We start from the raw sequence: 26,680 nt of genomic DNA, 5'->3' as shown, positions 1-26,680 counted from the left end.
TCCGTCATGATGACGAACGTGCTTCTTTGCATTGCCGCCGCTGCCGCGAGTTGGCTGGTCATTTGGCTGATGATTGCGAATGCAGAACGATTTGGGCTGGTGCAGGCACCGGTCGCCCGTTCGTCTCATAAGATGCCGACACCCACTGGCGGTGGCATTGGAATTGTTGTCGGCGCTCTGCCAGCCTGTGTCGTTTTGGCTGGAAGTGATCTCGTGGCCTTCGCCTTGTGTGGGCTTGGCGTTGTCATCGCTCTCCTCGGGTTGATCGATGATCGAACTCCGCTGCCCGCCCGGCTGCGTTTTCTCGTTCAGGCGAGTATCGTTGCGGCAGCCATTGGTCTTTCGGGGGCCGCGGTTGATTTCTTCGGGCCAGACTTCTCGACTTTTTGGCCGTTGGCTTTTGCGCTGCTTCTGTTGGCGGGTATCTGGTGGATTAATCTGTTCAATTTCATGGATGGCATTGACGGCATTGCCGGCCAGCAGGCTGTGATGATGCTGTCTTCAGCGATGCTGGTCATCTGGATCAATGGCGAAGCTTCCTCGCCAGTTTGGTGGATGATGGCGGCAGTCGCAATTTCGACTGTATCCTTCCTGGCGTTCAACTGGCCACCGGCACGCATCTTCATGGGAGATGCCGGCAGCATGTTTCTTGCCTTCATGCTGTTCGCCTTCGCGCTTCTCAGCATCACCTCTGACTGGCTGACAGCGCCTCAATGGCTTCTTCTCGGTTCGTTGTTTGCAGTTGATGCAACGGTCACTTTGCTGGTGCGATTTTTCCGTGGAGAGAACGTCACGCAGGCACATCGTTCTCATGCATATCAGCGTTTGTCACGAAAACTTGGAGGTGCTCGCTCGGTTAGCAGTGGCGCCGCCGTTTTCAATCTGGTGTTTGTTTTGCCGGCAACGGTATTTTTCCCCATGTCGCCATTTGTCGGCTATAGCTTCGTTGCGCTCGTTTATGGGGGGCTTGCCGTTGGTTGTCTTTGGGTTGGGGCTGGGCTTAAAGATGAAGAAGCGGGTGGGCATTTTGGGCGTTCAAGGTAACGAATTGGACGCCTGCAAAAGGAGATCCCCTTGATCCTGATCACTGGCGGGAATGGCTTTATCGGTCGATCTCTGGCTGCATTTTTGGAAAAACATGGAACAGCTTTCCGCGCGGTAAGCCGCAATCCAGCACCCGGGTGCGTTGCCGTCGGAGACATGGCAAAAGAAATGGACTGGTCCGTTCCTTTGCGCGGCATTGATGTCGTGATCCACCTTGCCGGTCGTGCACATGTTCTGAAGCAAGGGACCGATCCCGCTCAAGCCTTCAGATCCGTCAATGTGGATGCGACATTGTCGCTTGCCCGTCAGGCCGCTGCCAGTGATGTGAGACGTTTCATTTTTGTCAGCTCGATCAAGGCCAGCGGAGGGCAAAGTGGTACGAGACAGCCGTTCTTCGCAGATGACCCGCCGAGACCAGTCGATGAATACGGCCGATCGAAACTGGAAGCAGAACGGCAACTGTTTCAGCTGGGTCGTGAGACTGGAATGGAGATCACGGTCATCCGACCACCGCTCGTGTATGGCCCCGATGTGCCTGCCAATTTCGCGTTGATGTTGAAATGGGCGGGCAGCGGAGTGCCTTCGGTTTTCGGCGCTGTCAATAACCGTCGGTCGCTGGTCTATGTCGAAAACCTCTGCGACCTGTTGGCGCGGGCTGCAGATCATCCACAAGCGGCGGGGCAGGTTTTTCTCGTCAGTGACGGTGTCGATTTGTCGACTGCAGATCTCTTTTCCAGACTGGCAAAACTGCAGGGAAAGAAGCCCGTCAATCTACCTCTTCCCGTCGCGCTTCTTTCAGCGGCTCTGCAACTTGCGGGAAAGTCGGCTTATCGAGAACGCTTGCTCGCCAACCTTCAGGTCGATATAGGCAAGACATGTCGCCTCCTGCAGTGGATGCCGCCGATTTCCCCGGAAGAAGGCATGCGCGTGACGGTTGAAAGTTTCAAAGGCCGAAAAGACGCGCGGAACTGACCTGATGGAAAAAGATTATGCCCGGAATATCGGTTGAGTTTGGGTGAAATGAGCGTGATCGAATTCCTGCGTCAGATCATTATGGTCACTCCGAGGTTGTGGAAACGCGTTCTGCTCATAGGGTTCGATTTCTGTGCCCTGATGTTTGCTCTTTGGGCAAGCTACGCGTTGCGTTATGCCGATTGGACGCCACAGATCACCGACGAGCGCCTGCTGCTCGGTTTGCTGGCGCCCGTGATCGCCATACCGATATTCATCCGAATGGGGTTGTATCGTGCGGTCTTGCGTTACCTTCCCGATACGGCGATCTGGACAATCCTGCATGCCATCGCAATATCCACCACGGTTTGGGTCATTGTCGTTTTCCTGACCGCAATGGCAGGACGCGACATCGTTCCTCGTTCGGTTCCTTTTTTCTATTTCGCTATTGGCGTCCTACTGATCGGTGGCAGCCGATTTGCTGCCAAGTTCATCCTGAGTACCGGCACGGGCATTCGCCGCGATGAACATCCCATGCTGATCTACGGTGCGGGCCCTTCGAGTGTGCAACTGGCGACCGTCCTGCGCGGCCATGGTAAGCGTTATGTCGTCGGTTTGGTCGATGACGATCCCCAGCATCACGGCCGCGATGTTGGTGGCTATAGGGTTTTTCCGCCCAATCAATTGCCACGGCTGATCGAAAAATATGGCATCCAGGAAATTATCCTGTCGATGTCTTCCATTCCGACGAACAGGCGCCAGGCGGTTATCAGCCTGGTCAGCGGGCTCGGCGTAAAAATCCGAACCCTGCCCGACATTACCGACCTCGTTGATGGTCGATATCTGGTCAACCAAATCCGTGAAATCGAAATCGACGAGTTGCTCGGCCGCTCTTTCGTTCCTCCGGATCAAAACCTTTTGCGGAGCGTTCTGTACAACAGAGTTGTCATGGTTACGGGCGCCGGCGGCTCCATCGGATCGGAACTGTGCCGGTTGATTGTGCAGTGGAAGCCGAAATCTCTCGTACTCTTCGAGGCAAATGAATTTGCGCTCTATAAGATTGATCGAGAACTGCGCAGCGCCGGTCATTGTGATGTCGTGCCTGTCCTGGCATCGGTTCGGGACGCCGCACAGGTACGTAATGCGATCGTGCGCAATGGTGTAGAGGCGGTCTATCACGCCGCCGCCCACAAGCATGTGCCGCTGGTTGAGGCAAATGCGCTTGAGGGCATCAGCAACAATGTGTTCGGTACATTGACCGTTGCAGATGTTGCCCTTTCTGCCGGCGTTGAAAAGTTCGTGCTTATCTCATCGGACAAGGCTGTACGGCCGACCAATGTCATGGGAGCGACAAAGCGTTGGGCTGAACTGATCATTCGCGACAAAGCAATGGAAGCCGCAAGGCGCGGTGGCCAGCAGTTTTGCGCCGTGCGGTTCGGCAACGTCCTCGGCTCCAACGGATCGGTCGTGCCGCTTTTTCGCGAACAAATCGCCAATGGCGGACCCGTTACCGTGACGGATCCGGACATGACCCGTTATTTTATGTCCATCCAGGAAGCATCCGAGCTGATCGTTCAGGCAAGTGCCATGTCCATGGGGGGCGATACGTTTCTGCTCGATATGGGAGAGCCGGTGCGGATTGGCGATCTGGCAGAAAACATGATTCGTCTTGCCGGCTTCACGGTTCGAAACAACCAGAACCTGCCTGGTAGTATCGAGATCAAGGTGACCGGCATCAGGCCCGGAGAAAAGCTTTTCGAGGAGCTTTTTTATGATGTTGCCAATGCCTTAAAAACAGATCACCCGAAAATCATGCGGGCGCCGTCCAGCCACACAGGCAGGGATGTTACGGAAGCGCTGAGAGAACTGCAGGCCAGCGTCGCCGAGGGAGATGAGGCACGCGCCCGCGACATTCTTTTTGATTTTATCCAAGTTGCGCAGAAGGCCGGCGGCGAACCACTTTGAATGTCTGAGAAGTCCATCATCGCGTTGGCGTCGAGACCTTTGACGGGCGCAATCGAAGCGGCCGGCGCAGGCGCGGCAAACCTCCCGGTGTAAATCTGAACAATAGTCCGTAGCGGGAGAATGCAATCGCCGTTACGAATGCCGTCCAAGCGCCGAAGGTCAGGCCGGCTACGACATCGCTTGGGTAATGTACTCCGATGATGACGCGAGCCATGCCGAGCCAAAGACCGGCAATCAGGAAGAAGACGCGGTAGCGTGGCAGGAGCATTGCCAATGCGGCCATGAAGGCACCGGCAACAGTGGAATGGCCTGAAGGAAAACTCTCGAAACTGAAATCACCGTGAAAAGGTGAGAACCCGAAGGTTCCCCAATCTTCGTATTGGGTTGGCCTTGCGCGACCGATGGCAATTTTCAGAATGTTGGCAATCAGGCTTGATATGGCCACAGACAGGAAAACATAGGCGGCTATATGTGTGACGTAGATCACCTGGAACCGCTTGCGATGTGGCATCGACCGACGCGAGTAGAGAAACGCGCCCAGAAACAAAAGGCCGGCAACGACAAGAATCCAGCCGGATCGAGCGAAGTCGGTAACTCTTTCACCAATCGGTAAAAGTACGTTCGGCGTATGGGTTGCATAGGCGCCCATGGGCGCATCCAGCGTGAAGAAGGCAATCAGGATAAGATTGACGGCGACAAGAGCATAAGGCCACCATGCCGGAGCAGCGGGACCGCCGCCATGACGTTGCCGGCGTTGGCGTAACTTGGAAAATGTCGACGTCATACTCACCTGTTCTTAGATGGCCACTATGGCTTGAAAGAACAGGGATATGGGAAGCCCGGCAAACGAAAGCCAGCCGGGCAAATGAGGAAGTAGCAGAAAACCCAACACATTTGTGTCAGGCAATGCCGCACTCAGACGGATGCAGACACAAATTCTGCAAGGATCGCGTCACCCATTTCGGTGGTGCCGACCTGATGGCAACCTTCGCTCATGATGTCACCGGTGCGGATACCCTTGTCGAGCACGGTTGCGATCGCCTTTTCCAGACGGTCGGCTTCAGCCACCATGTTGAACGAATAACGCAGGCACATCGCAAAAGAGGCGATCATGGCGATCGGGTTGGCGATGCCTTTGCCAGCGATATCCGGGGCTGAACCATGGACGGGCTCGTATAGCGCCTTGCGCTTGCCGGTATTGGCATCAGGAGCACCGAGCGATGCAGACGGCAGCATGCCGAGCGAGCCTGTCAGCATGGCAGCCACGTCGGACAGCATGTCGCCGAACAGGTTGTCGGTGACGATCACGTCGAACTGTTTTGGCGCACGGACAAGCTGCATGCCGCCAGCATCGGCCAGCATATGCTCGAGCTTGACGTCGGAATAGGAGCGCTTGTGGGTTTCGGTAACGACCTGATTCCACAAGACGCCGGATTTCATGACGTTGCGCTTTTCCATCGAGCATACGGCGTTCTGGCGTGTCCGTGCCAGTTCGAAAGCGACGCCGGCAATGCGCTCGATTTCATAGGTGTCGTAAATCTGGGTGTCGATACCGCGCTTCTGGCCGTTGCCGAGATCGATGATCTCTTTCGGCTCGCCGAAATAGACGCCACCGGTCAGTTCGCGAACAATGAGAATGTCGAGGCCTTCGACAAGTTCCGGCTTGAGCGATGAAGCGGAAGCAAGCGCCGGATAGCAGATGGCCGGACGCAGATTGGCGAACAGTTGCATGTCCTTGCGCAGGCGCAGCAGCCCGGCTTCCGGGCGTACCTCGTAAGGCACGTTATCCCATTTGGGGCCACCGACGGCGCCGAACAGCACGGCGTCTGCCGCCATCGCCTTGGCCATATCCTCTTCCGAAATGGCGACACCGTGGGCGTCATAGGCGCATCCGCCGACAAGGCCTTCGTCGAGAGCAAAGCCGGTGCCCATCGTGTCGTTCATATGTGCGATGATCTTGCGCACTTCGCCCATTGCCTCGGGGCCGATGCCGTCGCCAGGAAGAAGGAAGATGGTATTGGACATAGTGTTTCCTTGCTGTCGCAGGCTCACCCTCCTTGCCTCGCATATCGCGATGCCTGGAACTCCGCCCGAACCTGCCGAGGGCGGAGCCGGATTGATATTTGATCAGGCTGGAATGGAACGTGGAAGGAGCCTGAAGAAGTCCGTGATGTTGTGGCGGGTTACAGCCAGGGGCGCTCGGCCTGCATCTTGTTTTCGAAACTGCCGATGCTGGCGTCGTTCTTCAGGGTCGTGCCGATATCGTCCAGACCCTCGAGCATGATGTGCTTGCGCGCCGGATCGATGTCGAAAGTGATGGAGCCGCCATCCGGGCCCGAAATCGTCTGGGCTTCCAGATCGATCGACAGAATGGCGTTGGAGCCGCGCGAGGCATCATCCATCAGCTTATCGAGATTGTCCTGGGAGACGACGATCGGCAGGATGCCGTTCTTGAAGCAGTTGTTGTAGAAAATGTCGGCGAAGGACGTCGAGATCACGCAGCGAATGCCGAAGTCGAGCAGTGCCCATGGCGCATGTTCACGTGACGAACCGCAGCCAAAATTGTCACCGGCAACGATGATCTTGGCATTCTGATAGGCTGGCTTGTTGAGAACGAAATCGGCGTTCGGGCTGCCGTCCTCGTTATAGCGGGCTTCCGCGAAAAGTCCCTTGCCGAGACCGGTGCGCTTGATCGTCTTCAGATAATCCTTCGGAATGATCATGTCGGTGTCAATATTGACGACCGGAAGCGGAGCGGCAACGCCGGTGAGGGTGGTAAACTTTTCCATGGCAAACCTTCAGGTGGTCTTCTCAAACAGAAGATCATGCCAATAGAGCAAAATCGCCCGGATTTGAAGGTCGATTCACGTTTAACCGGTACGGTACCCGCCGGTACGATCGATCTTAAAGATCGATGATCGTTCCTCGGCCGTCGTTCCAGACGCGCATGTTTTCCTGTTTGGCATTCTTGGCGCGCACCGGGACGGGTTTAAGTCGGGCCGAAAGCAGGCGGATGCCGGTAAAGATGGCTAGCATACCGGCAAAGGCGACCGTTAGAGAAGCGGTGAGGACAGCCACAAATGCAATGACGGCGATGCCGGACAGAGCAAAAAAGAAGGCGCGGATGTTCTGCATGATTGTTAAATCCCTTTCGATACAGGCAATGTGGGCCTTTCCCGTTCCGCTTGCAAGAGGGATAGTGACCTGGACGCGATCAAGGCGCGATCACGATATTGCGCGTGCGTTCAAAGCTTGGCACAAAGCGGCATGCCTGATTTTTCAGAAACTGCTCGACTGCGCCGATCCGTTCTCAGTGTTCCTGCCATCAACCGGCGGGCCCTGGACAAGACCCATATGCTCGATTGTGATGCGGTGATCTTTGATCTGGAAGACTCGGTTGCTCCTGAAAAGAAAGCCGAAGCGCGGAACAATCTTCGCCGCTTTTTTGCTGAAACACCTTTGAACGGCAAGGAAACGATCATCCGCATCAACGCGCTTGCGTCCGATTTTGGTGCGGAAGATATCGAGCTTGTCCGTGATGTCATGCCGAATGCGGTTGCCCTGCCGAAGGTCGATGACATCTCTGTCATAACGGATATCGAAGCGCGGTTGGCGCAATCATCACCACACTTGCGCATCTGGGCGATGATGGAGACCGCACGCGGCATTGCCAATGCGGTCGAGATTGCGCGGGCGGCCCATGACAGCGGAACCAGACTCGATTGTTTCGTGATCGGCCTCAACGACCTGCGTAAGGATACCGGTGTGCCGGCTCGGCCCGGGCGGACCTATCTCATGCCATGGATGATGCAGGTGGTGCTGGCGGCCCGCGCCTATGGCTTGGATGTGATCGACAGCGTTTTTAACGACTTTCGGGAGTCTGCTGCTTATGAGGCAGAATGCGAACAGGGACGGGATATGGGGTTTGATGGCAAGATGCTGATCCATCCGGTCCAGATCGAAGCCGCCAACCATGCCTTTGGTCCTTCACCTGAAGCGGTGAAGGAAGCGCGGGCAATCATTGCCGCCTTTGCTCTGCCGGAAACCAAAGATCTCAATGTCATTACCATGGATGGCCGCATGGTCGAACGCCTGCATCTGGTGCAGGCGGAAAAACTGGTCGCAAAAGCAAACCGCATGGCAGAACGAAGGACACGCGCATGAAACTTTACCGTCTTCTCACCGGGCCGGATGACGCCGCATTTTGTCACAAGGTGACACTGGCGCTGAACAAGGGCTGGGAACTGGCAGGCTCGCCGGCCTACGCGTTCAACGCTAAAACGGGCGAAATGCAGTGCGCGCAGCCTGTGACCAAGACTGTCGAGGGCAAGGATTACCATCCCGACATGAAACTCGGCGAGCAGTAACATTCATCGTTCTGCAGCGGCGGCGGCATCTGCACTTTCTTCAATGCGCTCCATGTCGTCGTCGCTGAGGCCAAAATGATGGCCGATTTCATGGATCAGCACGTGGGTGATGATGTCGCCCAGCGTTTCCTCGTTTTCGGCCCAATAATCCAGGATCGGGCGACGATAGAGCCTGATCCGGTTCGGCAGTTCACCGGTCTCAACGGTAAAGCGCTCGGAAAGGCCGCGGCCCTCGAACAGGCCGAGCAGGTCGAAAGGGGTTTCCAGTGCCATGTCTTCGAAAACGTCGTCATCGGGAAAATCCTCGATCTCGATCGTCAGATTGGCTGTGAGGGCTCTGAATTCTGCGGGCAAGAGACCATAGGCTTCGATCGCGAGCGATTCAAAGGCACTGATGGTAGGCGCATGGCGATCACGCCAATCGTCTGTCTGGTCGATACGGGCCATGGGTACTCCTTATGGCCATGCATATATGCTTTTTGAGAAAATTTTTCGAGTGCGGATTCAATGGTCCGTACCATCCTGAATGGGAATCATTTCACATTGCTGTTGACTCCTCAAGCCAGCTCTGGAATCCATAAGAACATAAAGTGAACATATCCGAATGGAGCGACGTCATGGCTGGGAAAGCTGTGGCGCAGGAGACAGTTTTTGCCCTGCGTGAAACCATTGCCCGCATGGAAGGCAAAGATATCCGGGCATTCGATGGATCGGGTGACAGGGCTAAGCAGATAGCTGCCGTGCAGGACAAGCGCGAGCGGCTTTCCTTTGGCATTGATGTTCTCGACCAGGCGCTGGAGGGCGGTCTGCCATTGGATGGGCTGGCCGAAATCCGCACCAGCGCTATGAAGGATGCCGGTGCTGCCAGCGGTTTTGCCCTGGCGGTTTCGGCATTGCTGCAGAACCAGGGGGAAGGGCCGGGGCAATCGATGACGTGCGGATTGCCAATTCTCTGGATTGCCGACCGCCTCGCAGTTTTGGAGACCGGAATGCCCTATGCGTTAGGGCTTCTGGATTTCGGCATAAAACCGGAAACCTTTTTGCATGCCCGGCCACGCAGGCTGGAAGATGCGCTTTGGCTTGCAGAAGCGGCGGCGGCAAGCGGCGCTTTTGCAATAACGGTCCTGGAAGTCTGCGGCAATCTCAAGCATTTCGGCCTCACCGAAAGTCGACGGTTGAGTCTCCGTGCCAAGGCATCAGGTCGGCCTTTGTTCGTCCTTCGACAAGCTGGAGAGGAGGAGGCGAGCAGCGCCGATTTCCGCTTTCTGGTCGAAACTGCGCCGGCAGCAAACCGGTATCTCGCTGATGGAACCATGCTTGGCGGCAGCATCGGGCATTCCGTCTTTCGTCTCACCCTCGAACGGAGCCGCAACCCGGCTCCATTTTCCTTACTCCTGGAATGGAATTCCGATGACCGCCGCCTCTCAACCGCTCACGCGCCAGCCAAATCTGTCTTTGCAGTCCGGCACCCAACGTATTCTGGCCCTGACTTTCCCAAAACTGTCGATCGATCGGGTGCTGCGGCGAAAGTGGGGGCAAGACTTGCGTTCGACCGGGCGTCCTGAAGCCGGGCCTATCGTTTGTGTCGCGCATGTCGACAACACATTGAGGCTTGTTGCCTGTAATGATGAAGCGGCCCGGTTAGGTCTTCGGCTTGGGCAAGGCTTGGCGGAAGCGCGTGCCATCTGCCCCGGCGTGATCGTTGTCGATGAAGATCAGGCCGCCGACCATCGGCTGCTTGAGGGGATTGCTGATTGGTGCGATCGCTACACACCGCTGGTGGCGCTGGAAGGAAAAAACGGTCTTTTTCTCGACATCACCGGCTGCGCCCATCTCGTGGGCGGTGAGGCGGCTTTGTTGGAAGATATTCTCAAACGCCTGACCCAGATGGGGTTGGAGGTACGTGGTGCGGTCTCTTCCTCTCCCGGCCTATCATGGGCAATCTGCCATTATGGCGGTAATCACATTGTCAGCGATGAAAACGCTGAAGAAATGCTGGCACCGCTGCCGGTGGCAGCGTTAAGGCTCGATCAGAACACGGTTTCGGCTCTCCAAAAGCTGGGGCTGAAGCGGGTTGCTGACCTCATTCGCACACCGCGCGCACCGCTCGCCCGCCGGTTTGGCGCAGCAGTCCTGTTGCGGCTCGATCAGGCAAAGGGTGAGAACGATGAACCGATCTCACCGCGTCGCCCCATTGCCAGCTTGTCGGCAGAACGCCGTCTTGCCGATCCTATCCAGTCGGAAGAGGACATTGTTTTCGTAACACGGCAGATCGCCCAATGCCTTCTGTCCAGGCTTGAAGCGCGTGGTGCCGGCGGGCGGTTGTTTGAACTGGTGTTGTTTCGCATCGATGGGCAGGTCTCGCGGATTTCGGCCGGCGCATCGCGACCCTTGCGGGATGTGGACAGGATTACCGCGCTATTCACGGAGAGGTTCTCTTGCCTGCAGGATCATCTCGATGCCGGGTTTGGTTACGAGATTCTGCGGCTCAATGTGCTGCACCATGAACCTTTCGAAAGCTTGCAGTCCGATCTTGCGGCCACGGATCGCAAACATTTGTCGCTCTCGACTTTTGTGGATCAGGTTTCGGCCCGGCTTGGGCCGGATTGCCTGCAGACCTATCAATTGCGCGAAAGCCATATTCCGGAACGGGCCGAGATTTTCAGGCCGGCCATTGAGGCTTTGCCCCTCGGTAAACAGATGCCGGAAGCACCGATGATCGTTTCCCGCAGTGAAAGGCCAATCCGTCTCTTTCGCGTGCCGGAACCGCTGGAAAGCTTTGCCGCCGAAATTCCCGATGGCCCCCCGACGCGTTTTCGCTGGCGTCGTCTCACACATCAGGTCGCTCGGGCCGAGGGGCCGGAGCGGATTAGCCCCGAATGGTGGCTGGATGACGAAGAGGGGGCGACACGAGATTATTTTCGGCTGGAATCTACAGCCGGCTATCGTTTCTGGATTTTTCGAAAGGGCCTTTATGAGCGTGATCCCCTGCAACACTGGTTCATGCATGGCCTTTTCGCATGACTGCCGAACCGCGCTTTTTCGAAATTGGCGCCCGCACCAATTTTTCTTTCCTTGAAGGCGCTGCGCGCCCTGAAGAAATGATGTTCGTGGCGGGTGCGCTCAAACTGTCTGGTATCGGCATTGCCGACCGCAATTCCGTGGCGGGTGTGGTTCGTGCCCATAATTACCTGCGTGAGATGCACGAAATGCACGCCCGCCAGCAGAAGGAGGGCGTGAAGGACAAGGAAGTGGCAATGCCCTTTCCTTCACGTTTCCAGCCTGGGGCCCGGCTGGTTTTCTCGGATGGTACGCCGGATATTATCGCATATCCCTGCAACCGTAAGGGCTGGGGCAATCTTTGCCGGTTGCTCAGCCGTGGAAATTTGAGAACGACGAAAGGCAGCTGCATCCTGGAGGAGTGGGATATTCTCGAATGGGGAGCGGAGATGATGCTGGCCGTCGTTGCCGATCCGGCCTGCCTGTTCGAAAAAAAGGATATCGAAAAGCTGGAGGTGGTTCTTGGCCTTTTGAAAGAGCGATTTGGTAAAGCCGTCTATTTGGCTTTGCCGCCCGCTTATGATGGCAGGGATACAATGACACAGGCGACATTGGCAGGTGTCGCTGGTCGCATCGGCATTCCGCTCATCGCAACCAATCAGCCGCTGTATCATCTGCCGGATCGAAAACCCCTGTCGGATGTGGTGACGGCAATCCGTGAACATGTGACGGTGGCAGGTGCCGGTTTTCACCTTTCCCCGAACGCTGAGCGTCACCTGAAATACGGGCGAGAGATGGCGCGTGTTCTTCGGAACTATCCCGAGGCGATTGCCAATACGGAGCGATTTTTTAGAGCGCTGAAATTCTCGCTGGATGAGCTTCGGCACAATTATCCGGATGAAAGTGTTGCCGACGAAACTCTTAGCGAAACTTTGGAACGTTTAACCTGGGAGGGAGCGAAGGTACGTTATCCAGATCGTATTCCAGCCAAAGTGGCGCAAGCGATCGTCAACGAGTTGGATCTTATTCGAGGAAAGGAATACGAAGCCTATTTTCTCACGGTTCGCCATATTGTCTGGCATGCACGACATAAGCTGAAAATCCTTTGCCAAGGTCGCGGTTCAGCCGCGAATTCTGCCGTGTGTTATTGCCTTGGTATCACCGAGGTGGATCCCGAGAAAACGACGCTCCTGTTCGAGCGTTTCATTTCAACGGAGCGTCACGAACCGCCGGATATCGATGTCGATTTCGAGCACGAGCGACGTGAAGAGGTCATCCAGTACATCTATGAGCATTACGGTTATCGCCATGCAGGCCTGACGGCAGCGGTCACCAGCTACCGAACACGCATGGCCGGGCGCGAGGTCGCCAAGGCCTTTGGTCTTTCGGACGATGTGCAGGCGGCCTTATCCAGCACGGTCTGGGGCTGGTCACAGGAAGGTGTGACGGAGAGGGACGCCAAGGCGGCGGGCCTGGATCTCACGGACAAGACCACGCTCAAGGTGATGAAATATGCTAAGGAACTGATGGGGTTTCCACGGCACCTGACTCAGCATGTCGGCGGTTTTCTCATTACCCGCGACCGTCTGGATGAGGTCGTGCCGATCATGCCGACGGCAATGCCGGGTCGCTACATGATCGAATGGGACAAAGATGATCTCGATACGCTGAAACTTTTGAAGATCGATGTTCTGGCGCTCGGCATGCTGACTTGTCTGCGCAAGGCCTTTGACCTGATGCGCCAGCATTATGGTCGGGATGAAACGCTTGCCGGCGTGAATGCGGGAAACCGGCCAGAAGTTTACGATATGATCTGTCGCGCCGATACGATCGGGGTTTTCCAGATCGAAAGCCGGGCGCAGATGAGCATGTTGCCACGGCTGAAACCACGAAAGTTTTATGATCTTGTGGTCGAGGTGGCAATCGTCCGTCCGGGCCCGATCCAGGGCAATATGGTGCACCCCTATCTAAAGCGGCGAGAGGATGAGCGTTACGGGCGGCCGATTGAATATCCCAGCCCTGAACTAAAAGAGGTTTTGAAAAGAACCTTGGGAGTCCCGCTGTTTCAGGAGCAGGCAATGCAGATTGCCATTACTGCGGCCGGTTTCACAGCTGCCAAAGCCGATGCGTTGCGCCGATCGATGGCAACCTTCAAACGCTCGGGCCGTGTGAATTCTTTCAGGGAGGACATGATCGATGGCATGCTCAAAAATAACTATCCCCTCGAATTCGCCGAAAGTTGTTTCAAGCAGATCGAAGGTTTTGCCGAATATGGTTTTCCGGAAAGCCATGCAGCTTCCTTCGCCCTGCTTGTTTATGTTTCATCGTGGATCAAGACCTTTTATCCGGATGTTTTTTGTACTGCCCTGCTCAATTCCCAGCCGATGGGATTTTATGCACCGTCTCAGCTCGTTCGGGATGCGCGGGAACATGGCGTCGAGGTATTGCCGGTCGATGTCAATGATTCCGACTGGGACAACAGCCTAGTTGAGGCTCCATTTGATCGTAACCGGGTCGATCGTCGGCATTCCGACATGCGTGATGTTATTCTGACAAAACACGCTGTGCTCTTGGGCTTCCGGCAGGTGAAGGGCCTTTCGGAAAAGGTGGTGCGTGAAAAATTGATCGCCAATCGCACGGAATGCTACCAGTCCGTTCGTGATTTCTGGCTGAGATCGGGTCTGGAAAAAGCCGATGTCGAGCGTCTGGCGGATGCAGATGCTTTTCGCTCGATGAGGTTGTCCCGTCGGGAAGCCCTCTGGGCGGTGCGGGCGCTGGATGTCAAAAGCGCTGCGGAAAAACTGCCTCTGTTCGATCAGGTGGCCCATCTCGACCTGCAGCAGGAGCCGCAAACCCGCTTGCCCGAAATGCTGCCGGGTGAAGAAGTCATAGAGGATTATCGCTCTCTCTCCCTGTCGCTCAAGGCGCATCCGGTCTCCTTTTTGCGGGATCGGCTGCAGGCGATGAATGTTTGTCGCAGCGTTGATCTTCTTAATGTCCGTAGTGGGTGGAAAGTCACCATTGCCGGTCTTGTCCTGGTGCGACAGCGACCGGGTTCGGCCAAGGGCGTGATTTTCATGACGTTGGAAGACGAAACAGGCGTGGCGAATGCAATCGTTTGGCCAAAGACGTTCGAAAAATACCGGCCCATCGTCATGGGCGCGCGCCTGGTCAAAATTTTCGGCCGTTTGCAAAGCCAGAGCGGCGTCATCCACACTGTCGTCGAGCATATCGAGGACCTGACGCCGATGCTGGGTCTGCTGCAGACGGAAGTGCGCCGTTTTGCGGTTCTTGAACGCGCGGATGAAGTTTTGAATGGTCCGCGTCCCGATCCTCGCCAGTCACGCAAGGATCGGAGTTCATATGCCGGTGGCACCGTAGCGAATGTTCAGCCCGGGCTTGATACGGCACGCGTCATGCCAAAAGGCCGGAATTTTCATTGATCACGTAAATTTTTTTGGCCGCGTATGAACCGGTGGGCAGGCGCTTTGCAAAATCTGCATATTAGCGGATCGATTCATTTTCTTGACATTTCCCCCCTCGTTTGGGAAAGAAAGCGGATAAGCTAGGTCATGTTTCTGGATCGACCCGAAAATGCTCGTCTGCAGCTGCAATTACATCACCGACACCGAAATTCGCGACGCGATCGTGGCATTGCTCGATGAGGACTGTTGGCAGCTGATTGTTCCGGTCAAGGTCTATCACTCCATGGCCAAACGCGGTCGCTGTTGCGGCTGTTTTCCCAATGTCGTCGATTTGATCATCCGCACCACCGAAGAGTATCATGCCCGTCGCCACTCGACGGAAGCGGAAGTAGTTGATTATATGTCCCGCCTGAAACAACTCCACGAAGAGAACAGGAGAGCGGACATTGAAAGGCGACAAAAAGGTCATCGAGCGGCTTAACGAGGCTCTTTTCCTCGAACTCGGCGCCGTCAACCAATACTGGGTACATTATCGACTTCTTGAGGACTGGGGCTACACCAAGCTCGCAAAGAAGGAGCGTGCCGAGTCGATCGAGGAAATGAACCACGCGGACAAGCTGGTTGCCCGCATCATTTTCCTAGAAGGCCACCCCAATCTGCAGACGCTTGCGCCTTTGCGCATCGGCCAGAACGTCAAGGAAGTTCTGGAAGCTGATCTTGCCGGCGAATACGATGCCCGCAAAGCCTACAAGGAATCTCGTGATATCTGTCACGCCGCCGGGGACTATGTCTCCATGAAGCTTTTCGAAGAACTGTTGATGGACGAAGAGGGCCACATCGACTTTCTCGAAACGCAGCTTGAACTCCTCGGCAAGATCGGTGAAGCGAAATACGGCCAGCTCAACGCCGACTCCGCCGATACGGCAGAGTAACCGAGAAATTCATCACATAAAAACGTCGGCAGCCACAGCTGCCGGCGTTTCACATTGCTATAAGGTTAGCCTTCTCAGCTTGGTTTGCGGGCAAGATGGCCAAACTCGGCAACCACCTGCCGATAGACGTCGCGCTTGAAGGATACGATCAGGTCCGGCAGGTCCGTCATCGGTTTCCAATCCCACGCATCGAATTCCTGATGCTGGCCGGATGGTGGTTCCTCGATATTGATCTCGCTCTCGTCGCCATCAAAACGAAACGCAAACCACCGTTGAGTCTGGCCGCGATATTTGCCCTTGAGGCCAATGCCTATCAGGTGTGGCGGCAGGTCGTAGTTGATCCAGTCCTTCGCCTCGGCCAACAACGTTACCGAACGCATGCCGGTTTCCTCGAAAAGCTCGCGGCGGGCGGCGACAAGTGCGTCTTCTCCCCTGTCAATACCGCCTTGCGGCATTTGCCATAGCTGCGGTGATCCGTCGGATTCGGAATTGTTTTCGGACATGCGACGTCCAACCCAGACGAGCCCATTACGGTTGAGAACCATAATGCCAACGCATGGACGATAAGGCAGACTGTCTGCGGACACAGGCTTTTTAGTTTTGCTCATCTCTCTTCCATTCACGGATTCGCGGGATCGTTGACAACGGCGGATACCCCAACGATTTCAATTCCGCGATTGCCGACTTCTCCTACCCATTGTTGGATGGCCTCAATGCTCTCGTCGAAAGCCGATGCCGAGCCGATCGCAAAACCTTTGCGCTGGGCTATACGCTCGAGTTCATCCAGTTTTTTCAGAATCTCTAGCTTGTCCAGTTGTGTATCCAGCGTCAGGTCGGCGAAACCGTGCGGCAATTGCAGCGGTTTGGCGATTTTTTCTGTCAAAGACTGCGCCGAAGAACCATCATCCAGAAACAGCAGGCCTCGCCCGGCTATGTCACGCAGAACGGGTTCAAGCGCATCGGCATCAGATAGGAAGCGCCCCCCAAGATAGTTCATGACGCCGGTATAATTGGTGATCTGACCCATCGCGTCATGCAAGTTGGCGATGTTTTCCTTCACCGTTGCCTCAGTTACGAGCGTAGATGGTCCGGGATTGTTGCTCGGATAATCAAAGGGTTCCATTGGCAGTTGTAGCAGAATTTCGTGACCGTTACGGCGTGATTGCTGCATCCATCTCGGAAGGCTGTTTCCTGTCGCGGCGAAGGCAAGCGTGATCTCAGGCGGCAGGACGTTGATCGCATTCTGGGTGCCAGTCTGGCTCAGACCAAGCCCTCCCACAATGATTGCGATGCGCGTGCCACGCGCACCAGACCATGGCCGAGCGTATTGCTCCATAGGACGCAGCCCGTCCGGCCCGACAATCGGCAGGCGGCCCTCCGGTGTTCCCTCGATCAGTTCGTCATTGGGTGTTGCCGCCATGCGGGAATCTTGGCCGATCCGTTGAGCTTCCACCACCAGAGGCCCTTCGCCATCCCGCTGGCGCGGTGAGTAGGTGGTGACGACCTGACCGCTATCGGTCTGCGTTCGCTGAACATTTGCACCGCCCTGAGGGCCAGATCGGGGCAGGTTGGTACCGGCGGGCGATGGTGACGTCGCCACGCGGTCCTCTCCCGTCGCGGTTGCGGCGGGTTTACTGGCTGCGACCTCTGTTTTTTTCAGGGCCGAATCCGGCCGCATGGCATAAAAGGAAAATCCTAGAATACCTGCTCCAACCAGCAGACCTGCAACCATGCCAAGTGACTTGCGCCTGGAACGTCTTGAGCGTGCCTGACGATCCCGCCCGAGCGGTGCGTGAAGATCGGTCCCCAATTGATCGGCCGCCTTGATGCTTCATCCAGATACAGAAAACCGGCCCGATGAAGGGCCGGTTTGACTCAGTTTTTTTGCCTTATGGCTTCACGGCAGCCGCTGCCTTGTCGGGATGAGCCGGGAAGGCTGGGTCCGTTTTGGTGCCGCGCAAAAGGTCAAGCGCATAGTTCAACTGGATATCGTCCTTGGCTTCCGGCGGCACATAAGCCGCCGAGCCAGACCCTTCTTCCGTTTCGCTCTGACCGGTAATGTGGCCACGCAGGCTGGATTCACCCTCAGCCTTTATCTTGCCCTGCAGTTCCGGCGGCAAAGGCTGTTCCACTTTGATATCCGGCTCGATGCCCGTACCCTGGATCGACTTGCCGGATGGTGTGTAATAAAGCGCGGTCGTCAGGCGTAGCGCGCCGGCCTCTCCGAGCGGAATGATCGTCTGAACGGATCCCTTGCCAAAAGAGCGGGTGCCGATAACGGTGGCGCGTTTCAGATCCTGCAGCGCGCCGGCCACGATTTCCGAGGCAGATGCCGAACCGCCGTTCACGAGAACGATCACCGGCTTGCCGTCGGTCAGATCACCCGGGCCAGCGTTGAAGCGGCGGGTTTCCTCGGCATTGCGGCCACGCGTCGAAACAACTTCGCCACGCTCCAGGAATGCGTCGGACACGTTGATGGCCTGATCGAGCAAGCCACCTGGGTTGAGGCGCAGGTCGAGCACATAACCCTTCAGCTTGTCGGCGGGCACCTCCGCCTTGATCTTCTGAATCGCCTTTTCGAGACCCTCATACGTCTTTTCGGTGAAGGAAATCACGCGGACATAACCAACGTCGCCTTCGACACGTGACTTAACGGCCTGTACGGTAATGATATCGCGCACGACAGTGATTTCGAGCGGTTTGTCGGCACCCTGACGGACAATCGTCAGCTTGATCGGTGTGTTGATCGGGCCACGCATCTTCTCGACCGCGTCTTCGAGTTTCAGGCCGCGCACAGGCGTTCCGTCGATCTCGGAAATGAAGTCGCCGGCGAGAACGCCTGCTTTGGAAGCGGGCGTATCATCGATCGGCGTAATGACCTTTACCAACTCGTTTTCCATGGTGACTTCGATGCCGAGACCACCAAACTCACCCTTGGTCTGGGTGCGCATGTCGTCGGCATCTTTGGCATTCATGAAGCTCGAATGCGGATCAAGGGAGGTCAGCATGCCATTGATGGCATTTTCTACCAGCTTCTCTTCATCCGGAGGCGTAACATACTGGGCGCGGACACGCTCGAACACATCGCCGAAAATCGACAGTTCACGATATGTCGAGGAACCGGCTGCCTGAGCCGGTACGCCGGCTGAATAGATCACGCTCATCGCCGTCGCACCCATGAGTGCGCCGACGATGACAAGAGAAGCCCTACGAATCATTGCGTGCCCTTCCAGTGTCCTTTTTGACCCACCACGGTGCCGAATCGACCGGGCTGCCATCTTTCCTGAATTCAATGTAAAGCGTTGGGCGATCCGTTTCCAGCGCCAACGCCGTTGCGCTTGCCACTCTTTTTTCGCCCATCAGGGCTATGGGTTCACCAGCAAAAACGAATTTACCTTGTCGCACGTTTACGCTGCTCATGCCGGTCATAACCACGTGATAACCATCTCCTGTATTGAGAATGACCATCTGGCCGTAACTTCGGAAGGCGCCCGCGAAAACGACTGTTCCATCTGCTGGCGCCGTCACCACCGCCTTAGGCGCCGATGCGACTGTCATGCCCCTGGCTGGATGGCCGGTCCCGTCGGGATCGCCCCAAGAGCGCAGGATATCGCCAGCCACCGGCAATTCCAGCTTTTGCCTCAAATCTGAAAACGGATATGCGGGGGCAATGCGGTTTTTGTCGGGCACCCCGCTTTCGGCCAGTTCGCGGGCCTTTTCGCGCTCTTCGGCGCTCAGCTGTTGTTGGCGCTCTTCCTCTAGGCGTGCTCGCTCGGCAGCATCGCGAATGGAGGTAATGTCGTTCTCCAGCGCTTCGATAAGTCCACTCAAGCTTTCTGCCCTGGCTGCCAAGTCATCCGATCGTTGCTGTTCGGCGGCAAGATTTGCTGTGTTGCTCTGGCTTTGCTTATCGTTCTCGGCAAGCAGCAGCTCCATACGCTTGTCTTCTTCCAGGCTGGCTGCGATCGTTTCCGTCACCCGCGTCTTTTCGGTTGTGGCATCTCTTTGCAGAGTGGTGAGCGATTCCAGGTCGCCGACGAGAGCTGCCGCTTCCTTGCGCATGCCCGGAACGACGGCGCCGAGCAGGATGGCGCTGCGAACGGACCCCAAGGCATCTTCTGGCGTGACAAGAAGCGCCGGCGGCGGGCTTCGTCCCATGCGCTGTAATGCGGCCAGCACTTCTGCCAGCACCGCGCGCCGGTCATGAAGAGATTTTTTGATAGCGTCCTGTCGCACACTCAGTTGCGCGATCTTTTCCTCACTTGTCAGGATCTGCGATTCCAAATCCTTGCGTCGTTTGGCGGAATCGATCAGTGCCTGCCGCAGGCTGGCGGTGCTTTTTTCAAGCGCCGCAATATTTTCTTCGATCAATCGGGCTTTTTCCGATGAAATATCGATCGAACTTGCCAGCGCTTCCAGTTCGTCTCGTGTCTCGTCGCGCTTGCGCTGTAATTCCGCTGACGCATTGTCCGGTGGGGCGGGCATTTCAGATGAGGTAGCCGGCGGCAGAGTGTCTACCTCTTCCTGTGCCTGAGCGGCTGGCAGAGCTAAAGACCAAAACGGATCAGCGGCCATACCAAAGACCACCGCCGTTGCCGGCAGTGCCGCGGTCAGCACAATCCATGTCGATCTCTTCATTCCGTCCCGCGAATCTTAGCCGGATCGCATGATGTTTAGCAGATTCGCCCTTTTCCGCCACTGCCAAGATGGCGCGTTGAATTTAGGCCAAAAACGTGGCTTCAGACGCGGTGATAGGGGTGGCCGGACAAAATAGTGACGGCGCGATAAAGCTGCTCGGCCAGCAGGATGCGCACCAGCTGGTGCGGCCAGGTCATGGCGCCGAAATTGATGACGGCATCGGCCCTGTCACGCGAAGAGGCATCATGGCCATCGGCACCGCCGATCGCCAGCATGCAGTCACGCTTGCCCTGATCGCGAAACCGGCCGATCAGGGCCGCGAATGCTTCGCTGTCCATGGATTTGCCGCGCTCATCGAGAATGATCAACACGCTGCCTTCCGGCATCGCTTTTTCCAGCATGCCGGCTTCTTCGCGCTTGCGCGTTTCCGAGTTGGAGGCGCGGCTTTCCGCCACTTCCACGACACGCGCAAACTCCAGCCCGACAGCCGGGCCGGCTTTGGCCATCCTGTCCACGTACCGGGACGCAAGTTCCTTTTCAGGGCCGGCTTTCAACCGTCCCACGGCAAAGAGACTGATCCGCATCGTTTAAAAACCGCCATGTTCATCCGTTCCCGCACGACTTGTTGCGCAGTCGTGCCGGAAGGGTTTGGGCACCCAGCGGTTCAATCGAAAGCGATGAACCCGTCAGTGCAGTGTGTTTTCCTCGAAATCCGGTGCGGCCCACATCTTTTCGATGTTGTAGAACTCGCGGATTTCAGGGCGGAACACATGGATGATGATGTCACCGGTGTCAATCAGCACCCAGTCGCCGGTTTCCTGGCCTTCGACACGAGCACCGCCGTAGCCTTCGTCCTTGAGATCGGAAACGAGATGGTCGGTGATTGCCGAGACATGGCGGCTCGATCGCCCGGAGACAACCACCATGTGGTCTCCCAGCGCCGATTTTCCGGCAATGTCGATGGTGACGATATCTTCGGCTTTGGAGTCCTCAAGGCTGGCGAGGACCAGTTCGAGAGCACGATGAGCAGCTTCGGCGCCGCGGTCCGTGCTCGTCGGGAGGAGACGCTGGGTCTTTCCCTTGGCGTGTACTGTTGTCAGGGTTTTTCCTTTCGTCCAAGACAAAACAGGCACTCACGAATCCCCGATATAAGGGGACGCGCAAGAATAAGGTGGCATCGAACGATTAATCTTTCAAGAGCGATGCTTTTGGATTGCGACCATGAGGCGATCACGCCGTTCACGTTTTTTGTCGTGCCTTTGCACGCAGCTGGGTTGAGCTGAGGGATGAGCGGCGATCGTGCAGGAAGGTCCATGCCGGTGAGGCGCGCATCGACAGATTTGCCGCGTCTTCCTCATCAATCCGGGCATGATCATAGGCGCGCGCCATGGTCGACGATAAGAGTGACAGGGTGGCGCCGGGGCGGTCGACAATCGCGATCGGAAAGGTCGCGACGATCTGGCGCCAGTTCTGCCAAAGGTGGAACGTCTTGAGGCTATCTGCCCCCATGATCCAGACAAACCGTATGCCGGGATTGCGGGCTGCCACATGCGCCACCGTATCGGCGGTAAATCGGGTCTCCAATGCCTGCTCGAAGGCCGTGACCTTGATACGCGGATCATCGATCATCTTTTCGCTGGCTGCAATACGGTCTGAAAGAGAAGCAAGTTCCAAGCGGCTCTTCAGCGGATTGCCGGGTGTCACCATCCACCAGAGGTTATCGAGCGCAAGCCGGCGCATGGCGATTTCCGCGACCAGCAGATGCCCTTCATGCGGCGGGTTGAAGGAACCGCCGAACAGGCCGACGGTCATGCCGCGTTCCACATGAGGCATGCGCAGATAACGGCGATCGACTGTCTCCCCCTCCACCAGCGATCAGGGCCTTGTCTGGCCGGTGCCGTGCACGCGGTATTTGAAGGATGTCAGCTGTTCGACGCCGACCGGGCCACGGGCATGCATCTTGCCGGTCGAAATGCCGATCTCACCGCCCATGCCGAATTCGCCGCCATCGGCAAACTGGGTCGAGGCGTTATGCAGCAGGATGGCCGAATCGATTTCGTTGAAGAAGCGTGCCACCACGGCCGGATTTTCGGCAATCACCGCTTCCGTATGATGCGAGGAATAGGTGCCGATATGGTCGATGGCACCAGAAATGCCGTCCACCAGCCTGACCGAAATGACCGCATCGAGATATTCGGTGCTCCAGTCCTCTTCGGTGGCCGGAACGAGGCCGGGAATTTGGATGAGTACATCGGCGGAACCGCGGACTTCACAGCCGGCAGCCTGCAGATCATTCACCAGCGTTGCCAGCACTGTGTCGGCAGCGGCCTTGTCCACCAGCAATGTTTCGGCAGCGCCGCACACGCCGGTGCGCCGCATTTTTGCATTCACGACGATGTTTTTGGCCATGTCCAGATCGGCAGAGGCGTCCACATAGATATGGCAAAGGCCTTCGAGATGGGCAAACACCGGCACCCGTGCCTCGTTCTGCACCCGCGCGACCAAGCTTTTGCCGCCACGCGGCACGATCACGTCGATGGCACCATCAAGGCCGGAAAGCATGGCGCCGACGGCAGCGCGATCGGTGGTCGGCACAAGCTGGATCGCATGCTCTGGAAGTCCGGCTGACTTAAGTCCCTCCACTAGGCAGGCATGGATCGCCTGCGATGAAAGTGCGGAATCCGAACCGCCGCGCAGGATAACGGCATTGCCGGCCTTCAGGCACAGAGCGCCGGCGTCGGCTGTCACGTTCGGGCGGCTTTCGTAGATGACGCCGATGACGCCGAGTGGTGTGCGTACACGTTCGATCTGCAGGCCGTTCGGCCGGTCCCAAGCGGCAATCACTTCGCCGACCGGATCCTTGAACTCGGCGATTTCGCGCAGACCCTGTGCCATGCCGTCGATGCTCTTGTCGGTCAGCGTCAGGCGGTCGATGAAGGAGGGCAGCAGGCCCTTGCCCTCGATGTTTTTCAGGTCTGCCGCATTGGTGGCCAGCAATTCGTCCTTCGCGGCCAGAATCGCATCGGCCATGGCATGAAGGGCGGCGTTCTTGGCCTCGGTAGAGGCGGTGGCAAGTGCGCGCGCGGCGCCTTTGGCATTGCGGCCAATCGCGTCCATCATGGCAGCGATATCTGCCGATCCCGAAACCTTATCCAGCATGAACGTCCTCCCGCACTTTCGCATCCTCGGTGGCAAGGAAATGGCCGGTCACGACCAGATCGTCGCGATGCACCATGGCGGCGCGGCCTGCATAGCCAAGAATGCTTTCGATCTCGCCCGACTTGCGACCGGCAATCTGCCGCGCCTCGTCGGCATCATAACTCGCAAGGCCACGGGCAATCTCGCGGCCATCTGCCCCGATGATCGCCACCGTATCGCCGCGGCTGAACTGGCCGCTGATCTTGCGAACACCCGCCGGCAGCAGGCTCTTGCCGCCGTGCAGCGCGTTTTCCGCTCCGGCATCCACATGCAGCTCGCCGCTGGCCTGCAAATGGCCGGCGATCCATGTCTTGCGGGCATTGACCGGCGTCTTTGCCGGAGCGAACCACGACGAGCGCGCACCATCCTCGATGGCGCGCAGCGGATGTTCCGGCTTGCCCGATGCGATGATCATGGCACAGCCAGCCGTTGTCGCGATCTTGCCGGCATCGATCTTGGTGCGCATGCCGCCACGTGACAGTTCGGACGCGGCACCACCGGCCATGGCTTCGATTTCCGGCGTAATTTCGGCAATTTCACTCAGGAACTGCGCCTGCGGATCGACATGTGGCGGCGCCGTATAAAGCCCGTCGATATCGGAGAGCAGTATCAGAAGATCGGCGCCGGCCATGGTGGCGACGCGGGCGGCCAGCCGGTCATTGTCGCCATAGCGGATTTCAGACGTGGCGACCGTGTCGTTTTCGTTGATGATCGGCACGGCGCCCATTTTCATCAGCTGTTTCAGCGTCGCGCGGGCATTGAGATAACGGCGGCGTTCTTCCGTATCACCAAGGGTCAAAAGAATCTGGCCGGCAACGATATTGTCCCGCGACAGGCTTTCCGACCAAGCACGCGCCAGAGCGATCTGGCCGACGGCAGCTGCCGCCTGGCTCTCTTCAAGTTTCAACGCGCCGGCGGGAAGGCCGAGAACCGTGCGGCCCAGCGCGATCGCGCCGGAAGACACGACCATCACTTCAGTGCCGCCCGCCCTCAAGGCCGCAATATCGGCGCAAACCGCATCGAGCCAGCGCGATTTCAATCCCGTGCCGCGATCGACAAGAAGGGCCGAGCCGATCTTGATGACGATGCGTTTATGGCTGCTCAGCGATTTGCGGCCGGCACTCATTCGTCGTCGTCCTCGTCGCTGTCTTCCTTGACCGGGGTGGAACGATCCGGAAGCGCCGTCTCGCCGGTGCCGCTCGCCTCGACGATGACATCACGCAGTGCGCGTAGGACATCGGTCATGCCCTTGCCGGTGATGGCCGAAATCAGGAAGGGCTTCTGGCCGGATGCCTTTTCAAGCTCCTTGGCCTTCTTCTTCAGTTCCGTTTCGTCAAGAATGTCGATCTGCGACAGGGCAACGATGACCGGCTTATCGATCAGGCCGCCGCCATAGGCTTCCAGCTCGGTCTTCACGGTCTTGTAGGATTTTCCGACATTTTCTTCCATCGACGAAACGAGGTGAAGGAGAACGCGGGTGCGCTCGACGTGACCGAGGAAACGGTCGCCGATGCCCACACCTTCATGCGCGCCTTCGATCAGGCCTGGAATATCGGCCAGCACGAATTCGCGGCCGTCAATGGTGGCAACGCCAAGGTTGGGATGCAGTGTCGTGAATGGATAGTTGGCGATTTTTGGCCGCGCGCGCGTGACGGATGCGAGGAAGGTCGACTTACCGGCATTCGGCAGACCGACGAGACCGGCATCGGCAATGAGCTTCAGCCTGAGCCAGACCGTCTTTTCTTCGCCTTCAAGGCCGGGATTTGCCCAATTCGGCGCCTGATTGGTCGCGGTCTTGAAGTGCGAGTTGCCAAAACCGCCATTGCCACCCTTGGCGAGGCGAAAACGCTGGCCTTCCTTGGTCAGGTCGGTGATCAGGGTTTCGTTGTCTTCCTCAAAAATCTGCGTGCCGACCGGGACTTTCAGCGTCACCTCACCACCATTGGCGCCAGTGCGGTTGCGGCCCATGCCGTGAATGCCGGTCTGCGCCTTGAAATGCTGCTGGAAGCGGAAATCGATCAGCGTGTTGAGCCCGTTGACGGCCTCGACCCACACATCGCCGCCGCGGCCGCCATCGCCACCGTCCGGTCCGCCGAATTCGACGAATTTTTCCCGCCGGAACGAGACAGCGCCGGCGCCGCCGTCGCCAGAGCGAATGTATACTTTTGCCTCGTCAAGGAATTTCATCTTTTTGCCGTCACTTGTCTGATAGTCGGTTTGCGGTTTGGATATCGCCCATAAGGGTCAAGGTCAAAGATTATCATGAAGTTCGTCAGCTATAACATCCAGTACGGTTTTGGCCTCGACGGCCGTTTCGACCTCGAACGTATTGCCAAAAGCCTCGCTGGGGCCGATGTCATCGCCCTGCAGGAGGTCACGCGCAACTCGCCGGAAAACGATCACGTTGATATGGTCGCCGCCCTGCAGGACCTGTTCCCTGACTTTTTTGCCGCCTATGGCGCTGGCTGTGATGCGCTTCTGGACTACACGATCGAAAACGGTCGGGCCAAGGAGCGACGTTTCCAGTTCGGCAACATGATCCTGTCGCGGTGGCCGATCCTTGCCATCCGCAACCTGCTTCTGCCGCGCAGCCACAGTGTCGAACATATCAACCTGCAGCGCAGCGCGCTTGAAGTGGTCATCGATGCACCGGGCGACGCCATGCGCGCCTATTCCGTTCATCTCGATCATGTCTCGCCCGACGAGCGCCTGGCGCAGATCGCCTTCCTGAAAGACCGGGTCCTGAACTTTGTGGGCGAAGGCGGTGCGTTGACGGGCCTTGTGGCCAACGGCGTTCCGGTTTTGCCGCTGCCGCAGGATTTTGTGGTGATGGGCGATTTCAACATGGAGCCCGAAACGCCGGAATATATCGGCATGGTGGGACATGACGACCATTTTTACGGACGCGCCCTGCGTGCCAATCAGCCAGTTGACGTATTGGCGCGTTTCGGCCGTCTGACGCCCGATTGCTATAGCTGGATCGAACCGCCGGAAGGGCCGCAAAAGGCGCATCTCGATTACTGCTTTGTCAATCACCAGCTATTTCCCCGTGTTCGGGATGTGTTTGTCGATATGGATGCGAAGGGATCGGATCATTTTCCGGTCTGGCTCGAACTCGATTAAGGTGTTCGGAATTGAGATATCCGGGGCGGTTTCCCGC

At 57.2% G+C, this 26,680-nt stretch carries 26 protein-coding genes; 11 read left to right on the top strand and 15 right to left on the bottom strand.

What is annotated here, in order from left to right:
- The first annotated feature begins 6 nt into the window (after positions 1 to 6).
- The 3 genes from ACRQ1B_RS26665 to ACRQ1B_RS26655 are packed head-to-tail and all read left to right on the top strand — an operon-like array spanning position 7 to position 3,960.
- A complete protein-coding gene (locus tag ACRQ1B_RS26665; RefSeq protein ID WP_432297155.1) occupies positions 7 to 1,044 on the top strand; it encodes an MraY family glycosyltransferase in 1,038 nt (345 codons plus the stop codon).
- A gap of 30 nt (positions 1,045 to 1,074) precedes the next feature.
- Positions 1,075 to 2,016 (top strand): NAD-dependent epimerase/dehydratase family protein, encoded by a 942-nt coding sequence (locus tag ACRQ1B_RS26660; RefSeq protein ID WP_432297154.1) that lies wholly within the window; start codon positions 1,075 to 1,077, stop codon positions 2,014 to 2,016.
- A gap of 48 nt (positions 2,017 to 2,064) precedes the next feature.
- A complete protein-coding gene (locus ACRQ1B_RS26655) occupies positions 2,065 to 3,960 on the top strand; it encodes a polysaccharide biosynthesis protein (protein ID WP_432297153.1) in 1,896 nt (631 codons plus the stop codon).
- A gap of 16 nt (positions 3,961 to 3,976) precedes the next feature.
- On the opposite strand, the gene ACRQ1B_RS26650 is transcribed toward ACRQ1B_RS26655, so the two are convergent.
- The 4 genes from ACRQ1B_RS26650 to ACRQ1B_RS26635 form a co-directional block, all read right to left on the bottom strand.
- On the bottom strand, positions 3,977 to 4,609 hold the full coding sequence (locus ACRQ1B_RS26650) for a phosphatase PAP2 family protein (RefSeq protein ID WP_432297151.1): 633 nt from the start codon (positions 4,607 to 4,609) through the stop codon (positions 3,977 to 3,979).
- 266 nt (positions 4,610 to 4,875) lie between these two features.
- Positions 4,876 to 5,985, bottom strand: coding sequence for a 3-isopropylmalate dehydrogenase (gene leuB, locus ACRQ1B_RS26645; protein ID WP_432297150.1), 1,110 nt, complete (start codon positions 5,983 to 5,985; stop codon positions 4,876 to 4,878).
- A 158-nt stretch (positions 5,986 to 6,143) separates the two neighbouring features.
- Positions 6,144 to 6,749, bottom strand: coding sequence for a 3-isopropylmalate dehydratase small subunit (gene leuD, locus ACRQ1B_RS26640; RefSeq protein WP_153353485.1), 606 nt, complete (start codon positions 6,747 to 6,749; stop codon positions 6,144 to 6,146).
- A 115-nt stretch (positions 6,750 to 6,864) separates the two neighbouring features.
- Positions 6,865 to 7,095: a hypothetical protein gene (locus tag ACRQ1B_RS26635; protein ID WP_432297148.1), complete on the bottom strand. Its 231-nt coding sequence runs from the start codon at positions 7,093 to 7,095 to the stop codon at positions 6,865 to 6,867.
- Between the two features lie 132 nt (positions 7,096 to 7,227).
- Here ACRQ1B_RS26635 and ACRQ1B_RS26630 point away from each other — a divergent pair, with 132 nt between their 5' ends.
- Entirely contained in the window at positions 7,228 to 8,124 is an 897-nt protein-coding gene (locus ACRQ1B_RS26630) for an HpcH/HpaI aldolase/citrate lyase family protein (RefSeq protein WP_432297146.1), read from the top strand.
- A complete protein-coding gene (locus tag ACRQ1B_RS26625; RefSeq protein ID WP_112730619.1) occupies positions 8,121 to 8,327 on the top strand; it encodes a DUF1737 domain-containing protein in 207 nt (68 codons plus the stop codon). Before ACRQ1B_RS26630 ends, ACRQ1B_RS26625 begins: the two co-directional genes overlap by 4 nt.
- A 3-nt stretch (positions 8,328 to 8,330) precedes the next feature.
- Here the strand turns inward: ACRQ1B_RS26625 and ACRQ1B_RS26620 are convergent, their stop codons facing one another.
- A complete protein-coding gene (locus tag ACRQ1B_RS26620) occupies positions 8,331 to 8,774 on the bottom strand; it encodes a metallopeptidase family protein (RefSeq protein WP_432297145.1) in 444 nt (147 codons plus the stop codon).
- A gap of 170 nt (positions 8,775 to 8,944) precedes the next feature.
- On the opposite strand from ACRQ1B_RS26620, the gene ACRQ1B_RS26615 reads away from it, so the two are divergent.
- The 5 genes from ACRQ1B_RS26615 (at position 8,945) to bfr (ending at position 15,684) form a co-directional block, all read left to right on the top strand.
- A complete protein-coding gene (locus ACRQ1B_RS26615; RefSeq protein WP_432297143.1) occupies positions 8,945 to 9,892 on the top strand; it encodes an ImuA family protein in 948 nt (315 codons plus the stop codon).
- Positions 9,843 to 11,351: a Y-family DNA polymerase gene (locus ACRQ1B_RS26610; protein ID WP_432297273.1), complete on the top strand. Its 1,509-nt coding sequence runs from the start codon at positions 9,843 to 9,845 to the stop codon at positions 11,349 to 11,351. Before ACRQ1B_RS26615 ends, ACRQ1B_RS26610 begins: the two co-directional genes overlap by 50 nt.
- Positions 11,348 to 14,770 carry an error-prone DNA polymerase gene (locus ACRQ1B_RS26605; RefSeq protein ID WP_432297141.1) on the top strand — a complete coding sequence of 1,141 codons (3,423 nt, stop codon included), beginning with the start codon at positions 11,348 to 11,350 and terminating at the stop codon, positions 14,768 to 14,770. The genes ACRQ1B_RS26610 and ACRQ1B_RS26605 overlap by 4 nt, the downstream gene beginning before the upstream one ends.
- 151 nt (positions 14,771 to 14,921) lie before the next feature.
- Entirely contained in the window at positions 14,922 to 15,233 is a 312-nt protein-coding gene (locus ACRQ1B_RS26600) for a (2Fe-2S)-binding protein (protein ID WP_432297139.1), read from the top strand.
- On the top strand, positions 15,199 to 15,684 hold the full coding sequence (bfr, locus tag ACRQ1B_RS26595) for a bacterioferritin (RefSeq protein ID WP_112730631.1): 486 nt from the start codon (positions 15,199 to 15,201) through the stop codon (positions 15,682 to 15,684). Before ACRQ1B_RS26600 ends, bfr begins: the two co-directional genes overlap by 35 nt.
- A gap of 74 nt (positions 15,685 to 15,758) precedes the next feature.
- Here the strand turns inward: bfr and ACRQ1B_RS26590 are convergent, their stop codons facing one another.
- The 10 genes from ACRQ1B_RS26590 to obgE all read right to left on the bottom strand — a co-directional run bounded on the left by ACRQ1B_RS26590 (position 15,759) and on the right by obgE (position 25,707).
- Positions 15,759 to 16,292, bottom strand: a complete 534-nt coding sequence (locus ACRQ1B_RS26590) for an RNA pyrophosphohydrolase (protein ID WP_432297138.1) — start codon at positions 16,290 to 16,292, stop codon at positions 15,759 to 15,761.
- An 11-nt stretch (positions 16,293 to 16,303) separates the two neighbouring features.
- A complete protein-coding gene (locus ACRQ1B_RS26585; RefSeq protein WP_432297137.1) occupies positions 16,304 to 17,494 on the bottom strand; it encodes a divergent polysaccharide deacetylase family protein in 1,191 nt (396 codons plus the stop codon).
- 79 nt (positions 17,495 to 17,573) lie between these two features.
- Positions 17,574 to 18,902 carry a S41 family peptidase gene (locus ACRQ1B_RS26580; protein ID WP_432297136.1) on the bottom strand — a complete coding sequence of 443 codons (1,329 nt, stop codon included), beginning with the start codon at positions 18,900 to 18,902 and terminating at the stop codon, positions 17,574 to 17,576.
- Entirely contained in the window at positions 18,892 to 20,322 is a 1,431-nt protein-coding gene (locus ACRQ1B_RS26575; RefSeq protein WP_432297135.1) for a murein hydrolase activator EnvC family protein, read from the bottom strand. Before ACRQ1B_RS26575 ends, ACRQ1B_RS26580 begins: the two co-directional genes overlap by 11 nt.
- Positions 20,323 to 20,423: 101 nt before the next feature.
- On the bottom strand, positions 20,424 to 20,906 hold the full coding sequence (gene rlmH, locus ACRQ1B_RS26570) for a 23S rRNA (pseudouridine(1915)-N(3))-methyltransferase RlmH (RefSeq protein WP_432297133.1): 483 nt from the start codon (positions 20,904 to 20,906) through the stop codon (positions 20,424 to 20,426).
- Between the two features lie 102 nt (positions 20,907 to 21,008).
- Positions 21,009 to 21,455 carry a ribosome silencing factor gene (gene rsfS / locus ACRQ1B_RS26565; RefSeq protein ID WP_432297131.1) on the bottom strand — a complete coding sequence of 149 codons (447 nt, stop codon included), beginning with the start codon at positions 21,453 to 21,455 and terminating at the stop codon, positions 21,009 to 21,011.
- Between the two features lie 106 nt (positions 21,456 to 21,561).
- Complete coding sequence (locus ACRQ1B_RS26560) at positions 21,562 to 22,155, bottom strand: nicotinate-nucleotide adenylyltransferase (RefSeq protein WP_432297272.1); 594 nt, start codon at positions 22,153 to 22,155, stop codon at positions 21,562 to 21,564.
- 42 nt (positions 22,156 to 22,197) lie between these two features.
- Positions 22,198 to 23,481 carry a glutamate-5-semialdehyde dehydrogenase gene (locus ACRQ1B_RS26555; RefSeq protein ID WP_432297130.1) on the bottom strand — a complete coding sequence of 428 codons (1,284 nt, stop codon included), beginning with the start codon at positions 23,479 to 23,481 and terminating at the stop codon, positions 22,198 to 22,200.
- On the bottom strand, positions 23,471 to 24,646 hold the full coding sequence (proB, locus tag ACRQ1B_RS26550; protein WP_432297129.1) for a glutamate 5-kinase: 1,176 nt from the start codon (positions 24,644 to 24,646) through the stop codon (positions 23,471 to 23,473). The genes ACRQ1B_RS26555 and proB overlap by 11 nt, the downstream gene beginning before the upstream one ends.
- The gene (gene obgE / locus ACRQ1B_RS26545) at positions 24,643 to 25,707 is read right to left on the bottom strand and encodes a GTPase ObgE (RefSeq protein WP_306837672.1); all 1,065 of its coding nucleotides are present in this window, start codon (positions 25,705 to 25,707) and stop codon (positions 24,643 to 24,645) included. The genes proB and obgE overlap by 4 nt, the downstream gene beginning before the upstream one ends.
- Positions 25,708 to 25,782: 75 nt before the next feature.
- On the opposite strand from obgE, the gene ACRQ1B_RS26540 reads away from it, so the two are divergent.
- Positions 25,783 to 26,643, top strand: a complete 861-nt coding sequence (locus tag ACRQ1B_RS26540) for an endonuclease/exonuclease/phosphatase family protein (protein WP_432297127.1) — start codon at positions 25,783 to 25,785, stop codon at positions 26,641 to 26,643.
- Positions 26,644 to 26,680 lie beyond the last annotated feature (37 nt).

The sequence above is a fragment of the Endobacterium panacihumi genome (assembly GCF_050847465.1).
Classification (GTDB): Bacteria; Pseudomonadota; Alphaproteobacteria; order Rhizobiales; family Rhizobiaceae; genus Neorhizobium; species Neorhizobium panacihumi.
The sequence above is the reverse complement of the archived record's forward strand: the minus strand, read 5'-3'. Positions and strand labels throughout refer to the sequence as shown.